At 66.0% G+C, this 17,945-nt stretch carries 18 protein-coding genes and 1 tRNA gene; 8 read left to right on the forward strand and 11 right to left on the reverse strand.

The features are described from left to right. Positions 1–4: 4 nt before the first annotated feature. Genes yihA through rpmH form a run of 5 tightly spaced genes read right to left on the reverse strand, consistent with a single transcriptional unit; the run spans position 5 to position 3,276 of the window. A complete protein-coding gene (gene yihA, locus G4223_RS00820; protein ID WP_163673791.1) occupies positions 5–691 on the reverse strand; it encodes a ribosome biogenesis GTP-binding protein YihA/YsxC in 687 nt (228 codons plus the stop codon). After that, positions 655–2,385 (reverse strand): membrane protein insertase YidC, encoded by a 1,731-nt coding sequence (gene yidC, locus G4223_RS00825; protein WP_163673793.1) that lies wholly within the window; start codon positions 2,383–2,385, stop codon positions 655–657. The genes yihA and yidC overlap by 37 nt, the downstream gene beginning before the upstream one ends. A gap of 6 nt (positions 2,386–2,391) precedes the next feature. Then, positions 2,392–2,667 carry a membrane protein insertion efficiency factor YidD gene (gene yidD, locus G4223_RS00830; protein ID WP_163673795.1) on the reverse strand — a complete coding sequence of 92 codons (276 nt, stop codon included), beginning with the start codon at positions 2,665–2,667 and terminating at the stop codon, positions 2,392–2,394. Then, positions 2,664–3,125, reverse strand: a complete 462-nt coding sequence (gene rnpA / locus G4223_RS00835; protein WP_163673798.1) for a ribonuclease P protein component — start codon at positions 3,123–3,125, stop codon at positions 2,664–2,666. Before rnpA ends, yidD begins: the two co-directional genes overlap by 4 nt. A gap of 16 nt (positions 3,126–3,141) precedes the next feature. Further along, positions 3,142–3,276 (reverse strand): 50S ribosomal protein L34, encoded by a 135-nt coding sequence (gene rpmH, locus G4223_RS00840; protein ID WP_163673800.1) that lies wholly within the window; start codon positions 3,274–3,276, stop codon positions 3,142–3,144. A gap of 158 nt (positions 3,277–3,434) precedes the next feature. Here rpmH and G4223_RS00845 point away from each other — a divergent pair, with 158 nt between their 5' ends. Then, positions 3,435–4,226, forward strand: coding sequence for a methyltransferase domain-containing protein (locus G4223_RS00845; RefSeq protein ID WP_241003883.1), 792 nt, complete (start codon positions 3,435–3,437; stop codon positions 4,224–4,226). A 74-nt stretch (positions 4,227–4,300) separates the two neighbouring features. Continuing rightward, positions 4,301–6,133, forward strand: a complete 1,833-nt coding sequence (locus G4223_RS00850; protein ID WP_163673801.1) for an SLC13 family permease — start codon at positions 4,301–4,303, stop codon at positions 6,131–6,133. Here G4223_RS00850 and G4223_RS00855 read toward each other — a convergent pair. The 5 genes from G4223_RS00855 to G4223_RS00875 form a co-directional block, all read right to left on the reverse strand. Continuing rightward, positions 6,123–6,368 carry a hypothetical protein gene (locus G4223_RS00855; protein ID WP_163673803.1) on the reverse strand — a complete coding sequence of 82 codons (246 nt, stop codon included), beginning with the start codon at positions 6,366–6,368 and terminating at the stop codon, positions 6,123–6,125. The genes G4223_RS00850 and G4223_RS00855 overlap by 11 nt on opposite strands. 176 nt (positions 6,369–6,544) lie before the next feature. Then, positions 6,545–6,619 (reverse strand) — tRNA-Gln (locus G4223_RS00860). 62 nt (positions 6,620–6,681) lie between these two features. Further along, positions 6,682–7,551, reverse strand: a complete 870-nt coding sequence (locus G4223_RS00865; RefSeq protein ID WP_163673804.1) for a 4-(cytidine 5'-diphospho)-2-C-methyl-D-erythritol kinase — start codon at positions 7,549–7,551, stop codon at positions 6,682–6,684. Then, positions 7,548–9,290 carry a tetratricopeptide repeat protein gene (locus G4223_RS00870; protein ID WP_163673806.1) on the reverse strand — a complete coding sequence of 581 codons (1,743 nt, stop codon included), beginning with the start codon at positions 9,288–9,290 and terminating at the stop codon, positions 7,548–7,550. Before G4223_RS00870 ends, G4223_RS00865 begins: the two co-directional genes overlap by 4 nt. A 51-nt stretch (positions 9,291–9,341) precedes the next feature. Beyond that, a complete protein-coding gene (locus tag G4223_RS00875) occupies positions 9,342–10,958 on the reverse strand; it encodes an electron transfer flavoprotein-ubiquinone oxidoreductase (protein ID WP_163673808.1) in 1,617 nt (538 codons plus the stop codon). A 178-nt stretch (positions 10,959–11,136) separates the two neighbouring features. Here G4223_RS00875 and G4223_RS00880 point away from each other — a divergent pair, with 178 nt between their 5' ends. Next, a complete protein-coding gene (locus G4223_RS00880; protein WP_163673810.1) occupies positions 11,137–11,943 on the forward strand; it encodes a uracil-DNA glycosylase in 807 nt (268 codons plus the stop codon). Between the two features lie 54 nt (positions 11,944–11,997). Here G4223_RS00880 and G4223_RS00885 read toward each other — a convergent pair whose 3' ends face one another. Then, a complete protein-coding gene (locus tag G4223_RS00885) occupies positions 11,998–12,387 on the reverse strand; it encodes a VOC family protein (protein ID WP_163673811.1) in 390 nt (129 codons plus the stop codon). 348 nt (positions 12,388–12,735) lie between these two features. Between G4223_RS00885 and G4223_RS00890 the strand changes: the two genes are divergently transcribed. From G4223_RS00890 to G4223_RS00910, 5 genes are all read left to right on the forward strand, one after another. Then, the gene (locus tag G4223_RS00890) at positions 12,736–14,532 is read left to right on the forward strand and encodes a lytic transglycosylase domain-containing protein (protein ID WP_241003884.1); all 1,797 of its coding nucleotides are present in this window, start codon (positions 12,736–12,738) and stop codon (positions 14,530–14,532) included. 216 nt (positions 14,533–14,748) lie between these two features. Continuing rightward, positions 14,749–15,702, forward strand: coding sequence for an acetyl-CoA carboxylase carboxyltransferase subunit alpha (locus G4223_RS00895; RefSeq protein ID WP_163673813.1), 954 nt, complete (start codon positions 14,749–14,751; stop codon positions 15,700–15,702). A 60-nt stretch (positions 15,703–15,762) separates the two neighbouring features. Beyond that, positions 15,763–16,503: a glycosyltransferase family 2 protein gene (locus G4223_RS00900; RefSeq protein WP_163673815.1), complete on the forward strand. Its 741-nt coding sequence runs from the start codon at positions 15,763–15,765 to the stop codon at positions 16,501–16,503. Further along, a complete protein-coding gene (locus tag G4223_RS19800; protein ID WP_163673817.1) occupies positions 16,500–17,210 on the forward strand; it encodes a VTT domain-containing protein in 711 nt (236 codons plus the stop codon). The genes G4223_RS00900 and G4223_RS19800 overlap by 4 nt, the downstream gene beginning before the upstream one ends. Continuing rightward, on the forward strand, positions 17,210–17,797 hold the full coding sequence (locus tag G4223_RS00910) for a BON domain-containing protein (protein WP_163673819.1): 588 nt from the start codon (positions 17,210–17,212) through the stop codon (positions 17,795–17,797). The genes G4223_RS19800 and G4223_RS00910 overlap by 1 nt, the downstream gene beginning before the upstream one ends. The last annotated feature ends 148 nt before the right edge of the window (positions 17,798–17,945 follow it).

Below are 17,945 nucleotides of genomic sequence, written 5' to 3' on the forward strand. Positions count from 1 at the left end.
GAGATCACTCCGGATTGGCCAATTGCAGGATTTCCGCGCGCAGTTCGGGGATGCCGAGGCCCTTTTCCGAACTGGTGAGAATGAGTGTGGGATGGGCGGCGACATGGTCGGCGATCTCGGTCCGGGTCCGCGCCTCGACCGCCGCCAGTTCGCTGGCGTTCAGCTTGTCGACCTTGGTCAGCACCACCTGATAGACCACCGCCGCCTTGTCGAGCATGGTCATCATCTCGCGATCCACGTCCTTGAGGCCGTGACGCGAATCCACCAGCATCAGACAGCGGCGCAGGGTCGGACGGCCGCGCAGATAGCCGTTCACCAGCCGCTTCCAGGCGTCCACCTTGTCCTTGGGCGCCTTGGCGAAACCGTAGCCGGGCATGTCGACCATGATCAGCCGGCCCGCCACGTCGAAATAGTTCAGTTCCTGGGTACGGCCCGGCGTGTTGGAGGTCCGCGCCACCGTGGACCGGCCGCACAAAGCGTTGATCAACGACGACTTGCCGACATTGGAACGCCCGGCGAAGGCGATTTCCGGCAGATCGACGGGCGGCAGGCCGTCCAAACCCGCCACGCCGCGCAGGAAGGTCACCTCGCGGGCGAACAGCAGGCGGCCCGCCTCGATCAGCTGGGCCGCCTCTTCTTCTGGGGAAAGACCGCTCAGGACTTGGCCCCCACCTTGCGCATGATGACCCATTGCTGAAGGATCGACAGCGTGTTGGACCACGCCCAATAGATCACCAGACCGGCGGCGAAGTTAGCCAGCAGGAAGGTGAAGACGATGGGCAGGAAGCTCATCATGCGGGCCTGGACCGGGTCGGCGGGCTGCGGGTTGAGCTTTTGCTGCAACCACATGGTCACGCCCATGATCAGCGGCCACACGCCCAGGTGCAGGAACGACGGCAGCACCGCGTTGGCGTCCCACGGGATCAGCCCGAACAGGTTGAAGATGGTGGTCGGATCGGGCGCCGACAGATCATGGATCCAGCCGACGAACGGCGCATGCCGCATCTCGATGGCGACGAACAGCACCTTGTAGAGGGCGAAGAACACCGGAATCTGCACCAGCATGGGCAGACACCCCGAAACCGGGCTGACCTTCTCCTTCTTGTAGAGCGCCATCATCTCCTGTTGCAGGCGCATCTTGTCGTCAGCGAAACGCTCCTGAAGCTTCTTCATCTCGGGCTGAAGATTCTTCATCTTCGACATCGAGACATAGGATTTGTTGGCCAGCGGGAACATGGCCAGCTTGATCAGCACGGTCAGCGCCAGGATGGCCAGCCCCATGTTGCCGAGTGCCGAATGCAGCATCTGCAACAGATAGAGGAACGGCTTGGTGAAGAACCAGAACCAGCCGAAATCGATGGCATAGGCGAACTTGTCGATGCCCATCTTCTCGCCGTAGGCGTCGAGCAGGTCGACCTGCTTGGCACCCGCGAACATGTGGAAGCCGGCTTCGGCCGAGGCGCCGGGGGCGACAATCAGGCCGGCCCCGGTGAAGTCCACCTGATACTGGTCGCCGTTGGGGCGAACCTGATGCACGAAGCGGCCCGAAACCTCGGCCTTCTGGTCGGGGACCAGGGCGGTCAGCCAGTACTTGTCGGTGATGCCGGCCCAGCCGCCCACCGACTTCTCGCGCACGGTGCCTTCCTTCTTGAGGTCGTCGTACTTGAATTCCTTGAGCGTGCCGTCGAACACGCCGAGCGGCCCCTCGTGCAGGATGTACATGCCCGAGGTGTGCGGCGTGCCCAAACGCGAGATCAGGCTGTAGGGATGCAGGGTCACCGGCTTGGTGCCGTAATTCTCGACCCGCTGCTCGATGCCGAACATGTAGTTCTCGTCCACCGAGAAGGTGCGCACGAAACGCAGCCCCTCGCCGTTGTCCCAGGTCAGCACCACCTTGCCGCCGGGAGCCAGCTCGTCGGAGCCGGGCGCGGCCTGCCAGACGGTGTCGGGACCGGGCACCTTGGCGACGCCGTCGGCCGGCACCCAGCCGAATTCGGCGTAATAGGGATGCGGACTGCCGGCGGGCGACAGCAGCACGATCTCGGGGCTTTCGCGGTCGGTGGCCTCGCGATGTTCGACCAGGGTCAGGTCGTCGAGACGCGCCCCCAAGGTGGCGACCGAGCCGTGCAGCTTGGGCGTGCGCACCGGAATGCGGCGGCTGGAGGCCAGTGCCTCGGCGCGGGTCTCGGCGGCGGACAGCGCCTTGGCGGCGGCCGGGGCCATGTCGGTCCTGGCCGTGCCTTCCGGCACCGGCGGCGCCGAACTGGCGGACGCCGCCTCGGGCGCGGGCGCGGGCGGCGGCGCCTTGGGGAACAGCCACTGGAATCCGAACAGGATCAGGACCGAGAGGACGATGGCGATAAGGAGGTTGCGCTGTTCGTTCATGACATCCTAATCCAGGTGCCGGTCGGACGATGAACCGTCCCCGGCCTTGGTCTTCGCATCCGGTTCGGGGACCGGGTCGTAGCCCCCCTCGTTCCAGGGATGGCAACGGCAAATCCTGCGCACCGCCAGTACCGACCCTTTGACCGCCCCGTGCTTGGCGATGGCCTCGATGGCATAGGCCGAGCACGAGGGGGTAAAGCGGCACGACGGCGGCAGAACCGGCGAGATCAGCAATTGGTAGGCGCGGATCAATCCGCGCAACACCATGCCGAGCGGGCTCATGGCCGCGCCTCTTCCCCTGCGGCCCGGCCGGAATCGGATTCCGAACGCAAGCCGCCGACACGTTTTAACGCGGTTCGCAAATCCTGCAAGAGAAGAGAGTATGGCCGTGCCACGGTTTCCGCCCTGCCGATCACCACGTAATCCAGTCCGGGCCGGGCGGAAGCGGGAAAAACCTCGTCCACCGCGGCCCTTAGACGACGGCGGGCCCGGTTGCGCGCCACCGCGTTGCCGACCTTTTTCGAGGTGGTGAAGCCGACACGAATCACCACGTTTCCCGCCTTTTCCTCACAACACGAAAAGCCGGCGCTTGCGGCGTCGGCTTTCGCGTTGGCGCTGTCCGGGCCCGAAGGCACCGGTGCCGCCTGAAGGACAAGCCCAGGGGTCGCCCACTTCTTGCGCTGACCGGCGACGCGGAGAAAATCCGCGCGCTTCTTCAGTCGCGCCAGGGTCGCGGGCATCCCCGTCCGTCGGGGCTTAGGCCGAGAGGCGCTTGCGGCCCTTGGAACGGCGGGTGGCGATGACCTTGCGGCCGCCGACGGTGGCCATACGGGCGCGGAAGCCATGACGGCGGGCGCGGACGAGCTTGGACGGCTGGTAGGTGCGCTTCACGACGAGGTACTCCAAAATAAAATGCGGTCGGGCCCGCGTTCGCAGGCCGAAAACGGGAGCGGTGCTTATAATCCGAGTCGACGGGTGGAGTCAAACTTCGTGTTTCGGCCGACCTACGGAATACCCCAGGTTACGACTAAAGCCGGGTGCGCTATGGTATGACCGGAGAGACGGAGAACCGCATGCCCTGGGACCCTACTTTATATTCGGCATTCGCCCAACCGCGCCTGCGCCCGGCGCTGGACCTTCTGTCGCGCGTCGATGCCGAACACCCGCACACGGTGGCCGACCTGGGTTGCGGCACCGGCAACGTCACCCGCATCCTGGCCGACCGCTGGCACGACGCCAGCGTGTGGGGCGTCGATTCCTCGCCCGAGATGCTGAACGCCGCCGCCCTGCCCCCCAGCCGCATTCGCTGGGTCCAGGCCGACGTCGCCCAATGGGTTCCCGAACGCCCCGTCGACGTGCTGTTTTCCAACGCCGTGCTGCAATGGCTGGACAACCACGACACGCTGTTGCCGCACCTGTTCGCCCAACTGGCGCCGCGCGGCGTCCTGGCCATCCAGATGCCGCACAATCACTATGCCGCAAGCCACGCGGTCATGGCCGACACGGTCGAGGCCGGCCCCTGGGCCGCCCGCCTGCGCCCCCTGATCCGCCGCTTCCCGGTACACGACCCCGACTTCTATTATGACGTGCTGGGCCCGCTGGCGGCCTCGCTGGACATCTGGGAAACCGAATACCTTCACGTTCTGGAGGGCGACAACCCGGTGGTCAAGTGGACCATGGGCACGTCGCTGCGGCCGTTGCTCGACGCGCTCGACGAACCCGAGCGGAGCGAGTTCCTGAGCGAGTATTCCCGCCGGGTCGCCGACGCCTATCCGGCCCACGCCGACGGCAGGACCCTGTTCCCGTTTCGCCGGCTGTTCCTGGTCGCCAAGGCGAGATAACCCGGCTTCCGTATCATTACGGAAACGACGTCCCCAGCCTTAAGCCGCGCCGGATTCCATGCCATGGTGGCGCCATGAACGCCGAACTCGCCCTGGTTCTCGCCTTCCTGGCCGCCGCGATCATCATGTTTTCCGTCAACCGGCCGCGCATGGACGCGGTGGCGTTGATCATGATGGTCGCCCTGCCCCTGACCGGCATCATCACCATGGCCGAGGCGCTGGCCGGGTTTTCCGATCCCAGCGTCGTCCTGATCGCCGCGCTGTTCGTCATCGGCGAGGGATTGGTGCGAACCGGCGTCGCCCAGCGCCTGGGCGACTGGCTGATCCGCAAGGCCGGGCGGACCGAGAACCGCCTGCTCTGCCTGCTGATGGCGGTGGTGACGGCCATCGGTTCGGTGATGAGCTCGACCGGCGTCGTCGCCATCTTCGTGCCGGTGGTGTTGCGGGTGGCGCAAAACGCCGGACTGGCGGCCGGCCGGCTGATGATGCCGCTCAGCGTGGCGGCGCTGATCAGCGGCATGATGACCCTGGTGGCGACACCGCCCAATCTGGTGGTCCACGCCGAATTGATCCGCAACGGGTTCGACGGCTTCGACTTTTTCGCCTTCACACCGTTCGGGGTGCCGATCCTGGCCCTCGGCATCGTCTACATGATTTTCGCCCGCCGCTGGCTGTCGGCGCGGCGAACCGACGCCAACGCCCCCTCCCGGCCGCGTCTGGCCGACTGGGTCGAACGCTACCAGTTGGGCGAACGCGAATACCGGCTGCGGGTCAGCGCCGCCTCACCGATGATCGGCCGCAAACTCGAGGAACTGGACTTGCGCGCCACCTCGGGCGTCAACATGGTCGCCATCGAACACGACCGCCGGCTGGGTGAACGGTTCGTCAGCCCGACCGCCCACACCCGGCTTCAGGCCGGCGACGTGCTGTACCTCGACCTGTTTTCCCCAAACGTCGACATCGACGCGGTGGCCCGCCGCTACCGCCTGGAAAAGCTGGAACTGAGTGGGACCTATTTCTCGGATCGCACCCAGGAAATCGGCATGGTCGAGGTCATGGTGCCGCAAACCTCGGCGCTGATCGGCAAGACCGTGGCCGGTGCACGCTTCCGTTCGGAATTCGGTTTACATGTGATCGGCCTGCAACGGGGCGGCGTTCCCCATCCCGGCAGCGTACTTGAACGTCACCTGCGGCTGGGCGACACCTTGTTGCTGATCGGACCGTGGAAGGCCATCCGCCGCCTGAGGACGGAATCGAAGGACATGGTGGTGCTTGACCTGCCGGTGGAGTTCGATCAGGTGGTGCCGGCGGCGGCACGCGCGCCTTTCGCCCTTTTGGCGCTGGCGGTGGTGGTCGGACTGATGGTCGGGGGCGTTGTCCCCAACGTTCAGGCCGCGCTGATCGGCTGTTTGCTGCTGGGACTGTTCAAATGCATCGACTTCAACGCCGCCTATCGTTCGATCCACTGGCAAAGCCTGGTGCTGATCGTCGGCATGCTGCCGTTCTCGTTGGCGCTGCAACGTACCGGCGGCGTCGAGATGGCGGCCGGCATGCTGCTCGACGCGGTCGGGAACTCCAGCCCGCATGCCGTGCTGGCCGCTTTGTTCGCGGTTACGGCATTGTTCGGACTGTTCATCTCCAACACCGCCACCGCGGTCCTGATGGCGCCGGTGGCGCTGGCGGTGGCCCGCGAATTGGGCGCCTCGCCCTATCCCTTCGCCATGATCGTGGCGCTGGCCGCCTCGGCGGCGTTCATGACCCCGGTGTCGTCGCCGGTCAACACCTTGGTCATCGGACCGGGCAACTACACCTTCGGTGATTTCGTGCGGGTCGGCGTCCCGTTCACAATCATGGTGATGGCGCTGTGCGTGGCCATGGTGCCGGTGCTGTTCCCGTTCACGCCGTGACGTCCAAACCCTGACGGTCCAGCCGTTCGACGTCGTCGGCCAGCGCCCCGGCCTGGGCGGCGTCGCCGCGCCGGGCCGCGACCTCGGCCGCCTGGGCCAGGCTTTCCACCTGCATCTGCTTGCGCAGCGCTCGCGACTTGGCGGCGGATTCGGCCACCTCGCCGCGGGCAGCGGCAAGATTGGCCAAAAGGTCGGCCGCGTTAGGCGGCGCCTTGGAGGGAATGGACGCGGACATGGGAGTACACTACCACAAGCACGGGACGGATAAGCCCGGAATCAGTCTCCGACCGCCCGCAGTCCCGAGGGCGAACCCACAAGACCAGCAGCTCATGTGCCCGCGGCTGTCCTGGCGTAGAGGCACGAAATCCGGCCTAAAGCCGGAACCGACACTGACTTCACGAAGGAGGAAATTGGCTGGGGCGGCAGGATTCGAACCTACGAATGGCGGTACCAAAAACCGCTGCCTTACCGCTTGGCGACGCCCCAGCAGGGAGGACGCACCATAAAAGGTTCGTGCGAGGGTTTCAACGGGGTTTCGTAGACTTTTTTCAGTCCAGCAACGGTGCCGCCGCCACCCACCAGCCGGGCTGGCTCGCGCTCACAGCCGCCGCGGCCGTCTCGGCGGCGGGGCGGTCGCCGAACAGACCGAAACAGGTGGCCCCGGAACCGGACATGCGCACCAACAGGCAGTCCGGTTGCGCGGCGATGGTGGCCAGGACGTCGGCCACCATCGGCTCCAGGGCAATGGCCGCCGGGGTCAGATCGTTGCGCCGCGCCGCCAACGCGACTGCCAGGGCGCGAGCGTCGGCCGGCGGCTCGGTTAGGGGGGCGGGCGCGGAAAAATCGCCGGAGCGCGCCTTGAACACCTGGGGCGTCGACAGCGGCCGGCGCGGGTTGACCAGCACCAGCCAAGCCGGCGGCAGGGCAGGAGCCGCCTCCAGGCGTTCGCCCACGCCAGCCATGGCGGTTGGACGCCCCCTCAGGCATACCGGAACGTCGGCACCCAACCGCAATCCCACGGCACGCAGATCGCTTTCGGAAATCGACAGCCCCCACAACCGGACCAATGCCCGCAAGGTGGCGGCGGCATCGGCCGAGCCGCCGCCGATGCCGGCGGCCACCGGCAAACGCTTGGTCAAGGTGATGCGCGCTCCGGCCGTCACTCCGGCATGTCCGGCCAACAGGCGCGCCGCACGCAAGACGATGTTGTCGTCGCCGACATCCACCATCAGGGCGGCGGCCGTGGGGCCGTCCACGCTCAAGGAAAACTCGGGCGCCGGTTCGACCGCGACGGTGTCGCCCATGCCGACGAACACCACCAGACTGTCGAGCAGATGATAGCCGTCCGCCCGCTTACCGGTGACGTGCAGGTACAGGTTGACCTTGGCCGGCGCCTCGACAGCCGACACCATGGTCATTTCGACAACGGCACGGCCGGCAACGTCCCGCTCCGTACCTTTTCCTCGAGGGTTTCGAGCATCTCGGCCTCGGGTTCGAGCGACAGCGCCCGTTTCCATTGGAAGTTGGCTTCGGGGAAACGGCCGACCTGGAAATAGGCGTCGCCGAGATGGTCGTTGATGGTCGGGTCCTCGGGCTTCAACTCGACGGCACGCTCCAGCGCCTTGACCGCCCCTTGGAACTCGCCCATGCGGTAAAGCGCCCACCCCAGGGAATCGACGATGGCACCGTCGCGCGGACGCAAGGTCACCGCCTTTTCGATCATGGCCCGCGCCTCGGCCAGATGCATGCCCTTGTCGATCCAGGAATAGCCGAGATAGTTGAGCACATCCGGCTGGTCGGGCCGCAATTCCAGCGCCTTTTGGAAATCGGCTTCGGCCTTGGACCATTCCCCCGAGCGTTCGTAGGCGATGCCCCGACTGTAAAGCAGCGGCCAATGGTGGGACGCCAGTTGTGGAACACGGCGGATGGCCGCGTCATAGGCGGTCGCGGCATCGGCGAAACGTTGCTGGCGGCGCAGGATGTCGCCCTTGGTCACCAGCGCGTCCAAACCATCGGGCCGTTCACGAGCCAAGACGTCGAGGTTGCGCAACGCCGCCTCGGTCTGCCCCATCTCTTCGAGATTCATCGCCACACGCAAGCGGCCGAACTCGGCCACCGGCGACGTGGCGGGAATGGCCTGATAGGCGGCGTTGCCTTCGGCGTAACGCCCCTGCGACGACAAGATGTCCGCCACGTTCATGTGGGCCAGGGCGAAATCGGGCCGCAACGCCAAGGTCAACCGCGAGAACACCATGGCCATGTCGAGCGCGCCGCCCTGACGCATCAGCGAGCCCATGTCGAACAAGGCTTCGGCCATGCCGGCGGAAGCGTCGGGGACGGTGCGCGGGATTGACCTGTCCTGCGCCAGCAACCGGCCGCCGTCGATCAGCAAGGTGTCGGGATGTTCACCGAGATAGCGGTCATAGAGCGCCTTGGCCTGTTCCGGCCGCCCCGCCCGCTGGTGGAATGCCCCGGCCGCTTCGACCAGACGGATCGACGCCTGGCCGTCCAACGCCTGAAGATAGGCGGCATCGGCGGCATCGGCCCGACCGGCGAGGTCGTTGATCAATCCGGCATGATAGGCCCGCATGGGCTCCAGCCCCTGGACCGCACTCAACGCGGCCAGCGATTCCAATGCCGGGTCGATCTGGCCGGCGCCCACCTTGCTCCATGCCACCAGCAACGGCGACAGGAAACCGAACACCCCCCGTTTGGGAAGTGCCGAGAAATATTTTTCCGATTGTTCGAAATGACCGTCGCGAGCCGCCCGCAACCCGGCCACCAGCAACGGCAACGGCGCGTCGGAATCGAAATCCAGCAACCGTTCGGCCAGGGGCATGGCCTGTTCCAGCCGGCCTTCGGCCACCATCAGGGTGAACGCCCGCTGCAACAGGTCGGCGTTGTCGGGATCGTATTTCAGCGCCGCCGTATAATAGTCCGCCGCCGCGCGGGTGTCACCCTCGGCCTGGGCCAGACGGCCGGCAAGATAGGCGCTGAGCGCCGTACGGCCGAGGATGCCCTCCCCCTGTTCCGCCACCGGACCGGAAGCGGCCCCAGGATGAGAGGAGCACGCGGCCACCAGACCCGCCCCGACCAGAACCGTTCCCAGGGCCAGAGCGGCTGTCCGCCGCCCCGCCCATATGCGCCAACTCGCCATGTTCACCCGTTCGACACCCATTCAAATGCAGGGAGCCGAACGGCTCCCACCTTACATATTGGGATAGTTGGGACCGCCGCCACCTTCCGGCACCACCCAGGTGATGTTCTGGGTCGGGTCCTTGATGTCACAGGTCTTGCAGTGCACGCAATTCTGCGCGTTGATCTGCAAGCGCGGATTGTTTCCGTCGTCGTCCCGAACGATCTCGTAAACACCCGCCGGACAATAACGCTGCTCGGGCGCATCGTACAGCGCCAGATTGACCGCGATCGGAACCGATTCATCACGCAGTCGCAGGTGTGCCGGCTGATCTTCCTCGTGATTGGTGTTGGAAATGAACACCGACGACAGCTTGTCGAAAGAAACCTTACCATCCGGTTTCGGATAGGTGATCTTGGGGCATTCCGACGCCTTCTTCAATTGGTCGTGGTCGGAATGGATACGGAAAGTCCACGGCGCCTTGCCCTGGAAAAGATAGGTGTCGAGCGCCGAATAGGCGATGCCCACCCACAAACCCTTGTGGAAGCTGGGGCGGATGTTGCGGACCTTGTGCAGTTCCTGCCACAGCCAGCTCCGGCGCAGCGCGCCCGGATAGGACACCGCCTCGTTGCCTTCGCCGGCCAGCAACGCCACCACCGCCTCGGCGGCCAGCATGCCCGACTTCATGGCGGTGTGGCTGCCCTTGATCTTGGGCACGTTAAGGAAACCGGCGGTGTCGCCCACCAGCACGCCGCCGGGGAAGGTCAGCTTGGGGATGGACTGCAAGCCGCCTTCCGAGATGGCGCGTGCGCCATAGGCGATGCGGCGGCCGCCTTCGAAGGTGTCGCGGATGGCCGGATGGGTCTTGAAGCGCTGGAACTCGTCGAACGGCGACAGATGCGGGTTCTTGTAATCCAGACCGATGACGAAACCGACCACCACCTGATTGTCTTCCAGATGATAGAGGAACGACCCGCCATAGGTCTGGCTGTCCAGCGGCCAGCCGACGGTGTGGACGATCCGGCCCTGGCAATGCTTGGCCGGATCGACCTCCCACAATTCCTTGATGCCGATGCCATAGGTCTGGGGATCGCAATCGGAGCGCAGGTTGAAGCGCTCGAACAAGGTCTTGGTCAGGCTGCCGCGAACACCTTCGGCGAAGATGGTCTGGCGGGCGTGCAGTTCCATGCCCGGCGTGTAGTTGGCCGTAGGCTGGCCATCCTTGCCAATGCCCATGTCGCCGGTGGCCACGCCCTTGACCGAACCGTCTTCGTTATAAAGGATTTCGGCGGCGGCGAAGCCGGGATAGATCTCGACGCCCAGTTCCTCGGCCTGACCAGCCAGCCAGCGGCACAGGTTGCCCAAGCTGATGATGTAGTTGCCGTGATTGTGCATCTGCGGCGGGGTCGGCAGCTTGAACGACTTGTCCGCGGTCAGGAACAGGAAACGGTCGTCGGTGGCCGGGGTCAGCAGCGGCGCGCCCTTTTCCTTCCAATCGGGAAGGAGTTCGTCCAGCGCCCGGGTCTCGAAACATGCCCCCGACAGGATGTGGGCGCCCACTTCCGAGCCTTTTTCCAGCACGCAGACGCTCAAGTCCGGGTTCAGTTGCTTGACGCGAATGGCCGAGGCCAGGCCGCTCGGCCCGGCGCCAACCACCACCACGTCGAATTCCATCGCTTCACGTTCCATATTCTTTCCCCCGGACTTGGGTCTCTCTTGGCCTGCGCTGCACCGTGCCGCACGGCCCTTGCCTTTTCGCGCAAGGAACGGCACGGTTCCATATTCACGGGCGCCTCTATACCATTGAATTCAGAATGATACGAATCATTCAAATGCAGGGGTCCCCCACGTTATTTTGTTAGCCGAGATGCCGCTGGATCAATCCCTAGAGCAGTTGCTGCGCTGGTACGTGGACGCCGGCGCCGACGAAGCCGTCGGCGAGACGCCGGTGGACCGTTTCGCGCTGTCGGCACGACCGGCACCGAAGCCCGCCCCGCAGCCGGCGGCACCCGTGGCGGCATCCGTTCGGCCCGCCCCGCCCCAACCCGCTCCCCTCCGCGTTCCGCCCGTCTCGGGAACCGCCACCCACATCGCCGCCGAGTGCAAGACCCTTGAACAACTGCGCACCGCCCTCGAAAATTTCGACGGCTTGCCGCTCAAACGCACGGCGCGCTCCACCGTGTTCGCCGATGGCGATTCCGAAGCGACACTCATGGTGATCGGCGAGGCGCCGGGCGCCGAGGAAGACCGCGCCGGCCTGCCCTTCGTCGGCAAGTCGGGCAAGCTTCTGGACCGCATGCTGGCCTCGATCGGCCTGGACCGCGACAGCGTCTACATCACCAACGTCGTTCCCTGGCGACCGGTGGAAAACCGCAAGCCCACCGCCGAGGAAGTGGCGGTCTGCCTGCCCTTCGTCAGCCGTCATATCGAATTGGTCGATCCCAAGTTCCTGTTGTTGCTGGGGGGGGCCTCGGCGTCGGCGCTGCTGGCCCGGCACGAAGGCATCAACCGTCTGCGCGGACGCTGGTACGACTACGCCTCGCCCGGACTGCCGCGCCCGATTCCAGCCATGGCCACCTTCCACCCCGCCTACCTGTTGCGAACCCCGGCGGCAAAGCGTGACGCCTGGCGCGACCTGCTCCAGGTGAAAAAGCGCCTGGAAACGGGCCACTGAGCACCAACGGGGTGGCACGCCCCGGCCCGCGCCGCCCTGTCGGACGCAATCCGCTTACGGTTGCTCGGTCACCGGCGAACAGATTTCCACCAGGAAACCATCGCGGTCCCGCACATAAGCGGTGACCTGCCCCCACGGCATGGCCTGGGGCGGCTGGACGTCTTCCGCCCCCGCGGCGACTGCGCGGGCGTGAGCGGCGGCCACTTCGTCGGTTTCGAAGGCGATTTCGAAAACGGGGTGGGCAGGGTCGGGACGCCCCGGCGCCTTGCCCAATTCGGTCATCAGCCGGCGCGACGAGAACGACAAAGTGGTGGCACCAGTGTCCAACTCGCCGTAATCGCCGCTTTCATGCAACATCCGCCGCTGGATTCCAAACGCCGCGCCGTAGAAGTCAAGACTGGCGGCGACATCGTCCACGTACAAAATGGTGTATCTCAGTTTCACGACCGCGACCTCCGTTGCACGACCCCCAAGGTAGCGGCGAAAAAGAGGCAAGTCTTGCACGAACACGACATGCCCTGCCGAAGCACCTTTGCCATCGCGCTGCCATAAATCGGATTTACCGATAACGCCCATCGATATGCCGGGCGGTCACGCCACCTTTTACGCACAGGTTTAATGCATTGATTTGTAATCATAAAATTTTCGATATAGGGGGCATGCTTCTTTCTAGGGTTGCTCCGGCCGCGGCGGTCATTTATAAAACCGCGCAGACAGTTCGATGTTTCCGATAACCTTCTGAGGAGAACAGCCTTGCGCGACAGGCTCCTCCCGGCCGTGATGTTGGCGATCATGGCCGTGACCTCCCCGGTCCTTGCCGGCGAACCGACCTCGTTGAAAGAGGCGGTGGCGCAGCAGGTGGCTGCGGCCACCGGCGAAGAGGGAACCCTCACCGCCGCGGTGATGCCCGGCATTGGACGCGAATCCCGTATCGCGCCGCTGCCCCGCCCTTTGGCTGCTTCCGACGCCGAGGCGTACACCCGTGCGCTCAAGCTCCAGGCCCAGGGACAGGTGGCGGCCGCCGACCGCGAGTTGGCCGGGGTCAAGGATGAAATTCTGCGCGGCCACGTCCTGGCCGCCCGCTACCTTTCCGGCCGGGCCAAGCCCAAATACCAGGAACTGCGCGCGTGGATGGCGGAATACGCCGACATGCCGCAGGCCGCCGCCGTCCACAAGCTGGCCACCAGCAAGGGCATCAAGGGCTTCGGCGCCATCAAGCCGCCGGTGAAGGGCTATCTCAAGGGCAGCGGCATCGACACCTCGGACGACGGTGCCGGCTGGGAGATGGGCGTTTACGACCTTGATCGCGGCAACCCCAAGGCCCGCGCGCTGAAGACCAAGTTCCGTTCGCTCTTGCGCAAGAACGACCCGGCTGGCGCCCTGGCGTTGATGACCGGGGCCGGCGCCCGCGTGCTGGAGCGCGAGGACGTGGACGAGCTGAAGCTGGTCCTGGCCGCCGACCATTTCGCCAGCGGCCGCGACGCCGAGGCCGCCACCTGGGCCGGTCAGGTTGCCGAACGCGCCAGCGCCGAGTTCCCCGCCGCCCATTGGGTGGCCGGGCTGGCCCACTGGCGCCAGGGTAAGCCGGAAGAGGCCCGCCGCCATTTCGAGGAAATCGCCAACCGCGATGACGCCAGTCCGTGGATGGTGTCGGCCGCCGCCTTCTGGGCCGCACGAGCCAATCTGGTGTCACGGCGCCCCGAGGTGGTGAATCACTGGCTCGAAATCGCCGCCACCTACCCGCGTACCTTCTATGGCCTTCTGGCCCGCCAGACCTTGGGATACGAGACCTTGTTCTCGTGGGAGACCCCGCCCTTCACCGAGGCCGACGCCGACATGCTGATGCGGGTGCCGGGCACCCGCCGCGCGCTGGCCTTGCTGCAACTGGGCGACACCCAGGGGGCCGAGGAAGAACTGCGCCGCATCTATCCGCGCGCCACCAAGACGTTGCGCCAATCCATGCTGGTGCTGGCCCAGGCCGGCGGCATGCCGGGACTGGCGGTGCGGCTGGGCGGCATGGCGCCGGGACTGGTCAACGATGCCGCATCCTATCCCATGCCGTCATGGACGCCGCAGGGGGGGTGGCAGTTGGACAAGGCCCTGGTTTACGCCTTCGTCCGCCAGGAATCGTCCTTCAACCCCAAGGCCCAAAGCGGCGTCGGCGCGTCCGGGCTGATGCAGTTGATGCCGGCCACCGCCGCCTCGCTGGCCGGGAACCACGTCCGCGAAAAGCTGCACGAACCCGAGCTGAATCTGGCGCTGGGCCAGAAATACCTGGGCAAGCTGTTGGCCGAGGAACCGATCAGCGGCAACCTGCTGATGCTGGCCGCCGCCTACAACGCCGGCCCCGGCAAGCTGGGTCAATGGCTGTCGACGCTGAAGTACAACGACGACCCGCTGTTGTTCATCGAAAGCCTGCCGTCGCGCGAAACCCGCGCCTTCGTCGAACGGGTGATGACCAATTTCTGGATCTACCGCGCCCGCATGGGCCAGCAATCGACCTCGCTTGACGCCATCGCCGCCGGCGCTTGGCCCTTGTACGAAGGGATCGATCCGGTGCCGCAGCGACGCAAGGGGTCCAAGATCTGACGTTCGACACCGCGCCGTCGCGGTCACAGTTCGCGCATCTGGCCGCATGTCGGCTGGATTGAGCAGGGGGCGGTTCCAGGACGCCGTGAACCGCCCCCGACTTTTTTCCGCTAACCACTTCATCTCGTTTGATTTTTCACGACACCGCCCATTTGCCGCATGGTCGATGCGCGCTTTCTCTTGCTCCGGCCGGCGGCTGTGGTATGAAACCTCCCCATGCATATCCTTGAATTTGAAAAGCCCATCGCCGAGCTCGAGGGCAAGATCGAAGAGTTGCGGCACCTTGCCGACAACGGCGACGTCAACATCGCCGAAGAGGTTGCCCGTCTTCAGGCCAAGGTCGACAAGCTCTTGCGCTCGACCTACGCCAAGCTCACCCCGTGGCAGAAGACCCTGGTGGCCCGCCACCCGGAACGGCCGCACGCGCTTGCCGTCATCAAGTCGCTGATCAGCGACTTCACGCCGCTGGCCGGCGACCGCTGCTTCGGCGAGGACAAGGCCATCGTCGGCGGTCTGGGCCGTTTTCGCGGCCAGTCGGTGGTGGTGATGGGCCATGAAAAGGGCCACGACACCGAATCGCGCCTCAAACACAATTTCGGCATGGCCAAGCCCGAGGGCTATCGCAAGGCGGTGCGCCTGATGAAGATGGCCGACCAATTCGGCCTTCCGGTCCTCACCCTGATCGACACCGCCGGCGCCTATCCCGGCGTCGAGGCCGAGGCCCGCGGCCAGGCCGAGGCCATCGCGCGCTCCATCGAGACCTGCCTGGACATCCGCACCCCCTCGGTGTCGGTGGTCATCGGCGAGGGCGGCTCGGGCGGCGCCATCGCCCTGGCGTCAGCCAGTTCCGTGCTGATGCTGGAGCACGCCATCTATTCGGTGATCAGCCCCGAAGGTTGCGCCTCGATCCTGTGGCGTTCGAGCGAGAACGCCAAGGACGCCGCCGAGGCACTGAAGCTGACCGCCCAGGACCTGCAACGGCTGGGCGTGATCGACCAGATCGTGACGGAACCGCTGGGCGGCGCCCACCGTAACCCGGAACTGACCTTCCAGAACCTGTCCGCGGCCATCGACGGCGCCTTGTCCGAACAGATGGGCGTCGATGGCGGCGTGCTCCGGGCGCGGCGCCGCGACAAGTTCCTGGAAATGGGCCGCGCCGGGCTGGCCTGACACCATCGCAGTCAAGGCGCCGCCCCACCGGGCGGCGCCGTTTCTAGGGCACGACCAGACATGACCGCCACCCCTCCCGAACTCGCCGTCGTCGTCCCCGTCAAGAACGAGGCCGGCAACATCCTGGCCCTGGTGGAGGAAATCCACGCCGCCCTTGAAGGCAAGGTGGAATTCGAGGTCATCTACGTGGACGACGGCTCGACCGACGCCACCCCGGCCAAGCTGGCCGAGGCCAAGCAACGCTTTCCCCGTCTGCGCAGCGTGCGCCACCGCTTCAGTTGCGGCCAAAGCCAGGCCATCGCCACCGCCGTCAAGGCGGCGCGCGCGCCGTTGGTCGCCATGCTGGACGGCGACGGCCAGAACGACCCGGCCGACATCCCCAGCATGCTGGAGCGCTGGCGGGCGGAACCCGAGGAAACCCGGTCCAAACTGTTGATCGCCGGCTGGCGCGCCAACCGCAAGGACACCGCCTCGCGGCGTTGGGCGTCCAAGGCGGCCAACGCCATCCGCGTCGCCTGCCTCAAGGACGACACCCCCGACACCGGCTGCGGGTCCAAGCTGTTTTCGCGCGACCTGTTCCTGGATATGCCGCGCTTCGACCACATGCACCGCTATCTGCCGGCGCTGACCATCCGCGCCGGCGGAAGCGTGGTCTCGGTCAAGGTCAACCACCGCCCGCGCGGTGCCGGCGCCTCGAACTATTCCAACCTGCGCCGCGCCCTGGTCGGGGTTCCCGACCTGCTGGGCGTGATGTGGCTGATGCGCCGCTCGCGCAATCCGGTGGTCGAAAACCAATCGTGAGTGCATCCCGGCGCCATCCGCTGCTCGACCCGCGCGTTCTCCTGCGCGGGCTGGTGCTGATCGCCACCATGGTCGCCATCGGCTGGCTGTTCGAGGTGGTGGGCATCAAATCCATGCTGAACACCGGCTGGGTCGATCAGGCGGTGCGCGGACAGCAAGGCCTTTATGGCGAGGCCCTGTATCTGGCCGTTGGCGCCGCGGTGGTGGCGCTGGGGCTGCCCCGTCAGGCGGTGGCCTTTGGCGCCGCCTATGCCTTCGGCCCGTGGATGGGGTTGGGGCTGGCGCTGGCCGCCACCTTGCTGGGCTCGCTTTTCACCTTCTATTACGCCCGCTTCATTGGGCGCGACGTGCTGGCCCGGCGCTTCCCGAACAAGATCGCCCGCATCGATTCCTTCCTGACCGGCAACGAATTCACCATGGCCATCATCCTGCGGCTGTCGCCGGTGTCGCACAACGGCACCGCCAACGTCGCCGCCGGCGTGTCGGCCGTGCGGGTTCTGCCGTTCTTCGCCGGGTCGTTGGTCGGCTATGTGCCGCAGACGGTGGTGTTCGTGCTGGCCGGCGCCGGGTTCGAACTGGACAAGATGGTCACCTGGACACTTTCCGGTGTACTGTTCGTCGGCTCCACCGTGCTGGGCATCTGGCTGTGGCGTCGCACCCGCGCCGCCAAGGGGCTGCCGGACGACGAAGAGGAAGGGGAAAGCTGATGCGCCGTCTTGCCGTCCTGGCCCTGCTTTGCGCCACCGCCGCCTGCCAGACGGCCGAGACGTCGCCGCCCCCGGCCGTGACCGCCACCCCCGCCGCCGCCAAGGCCGCCGTGCCGGTCTTTGCCGGGCTGGAACGCCCGCGCGCCCAGTCCAACCGGGACGACATCCTGAAATCCATCCTCGAACGCAAGATTCACGCCCTGGACGCTCGCGCCTATCGCGCGGTCACCGTCGAGGTGTGGGGCGGCCGTGCCCTGTTGATGGGGGCGGTGATCAAGCCCGAACAGCGGCGCAAGGCCGAACAGACGGCCGCCGCCATGGACGGCATCGTCGCCGTGCACAACGAACTGGTGCTGGCCGAGGACAAGGCGCTGGACGTGTTCGCCGCCGATCCCCAACGCGAGGAACAGCTTCGGCTGGCGCTGGGCATCGCCGGCCGCGCCGGAACCACCGTGCGCGTCATCAACGGCGTCGCCTTCCTGTTGGGGGCGGTCCCCACCGCCGAAGCGGCCAACGCCATGAAGGCCGATGCCGGCGAGGTGGCGGGAATCAAATGGGTCGTGACGGCGCTGGCCGTCACGGAATAAAATATATTCAAAATCAATGCCATAACGGAATCCTGCGACCCGAGGCGGAAAAATCCGCACCTTGGCGCTTGACTCTTCCCTGCCCCACTCCTAGATCGTTGGCACTCCTCGGTCGAGAGTGCTAACACTGGCGCTGACTCCCCGAGAC

It is taken from the genome of Magnetospirillum aberrantis SpK, assembly GCF_011022235.1.
GTDB lineage: Bacteria > Pseudomonadota > Alphaproteobacteria > Rhodospirillales > Magnetospirillaceae > Magnetospirillum > Magnetospirillum aberrantis.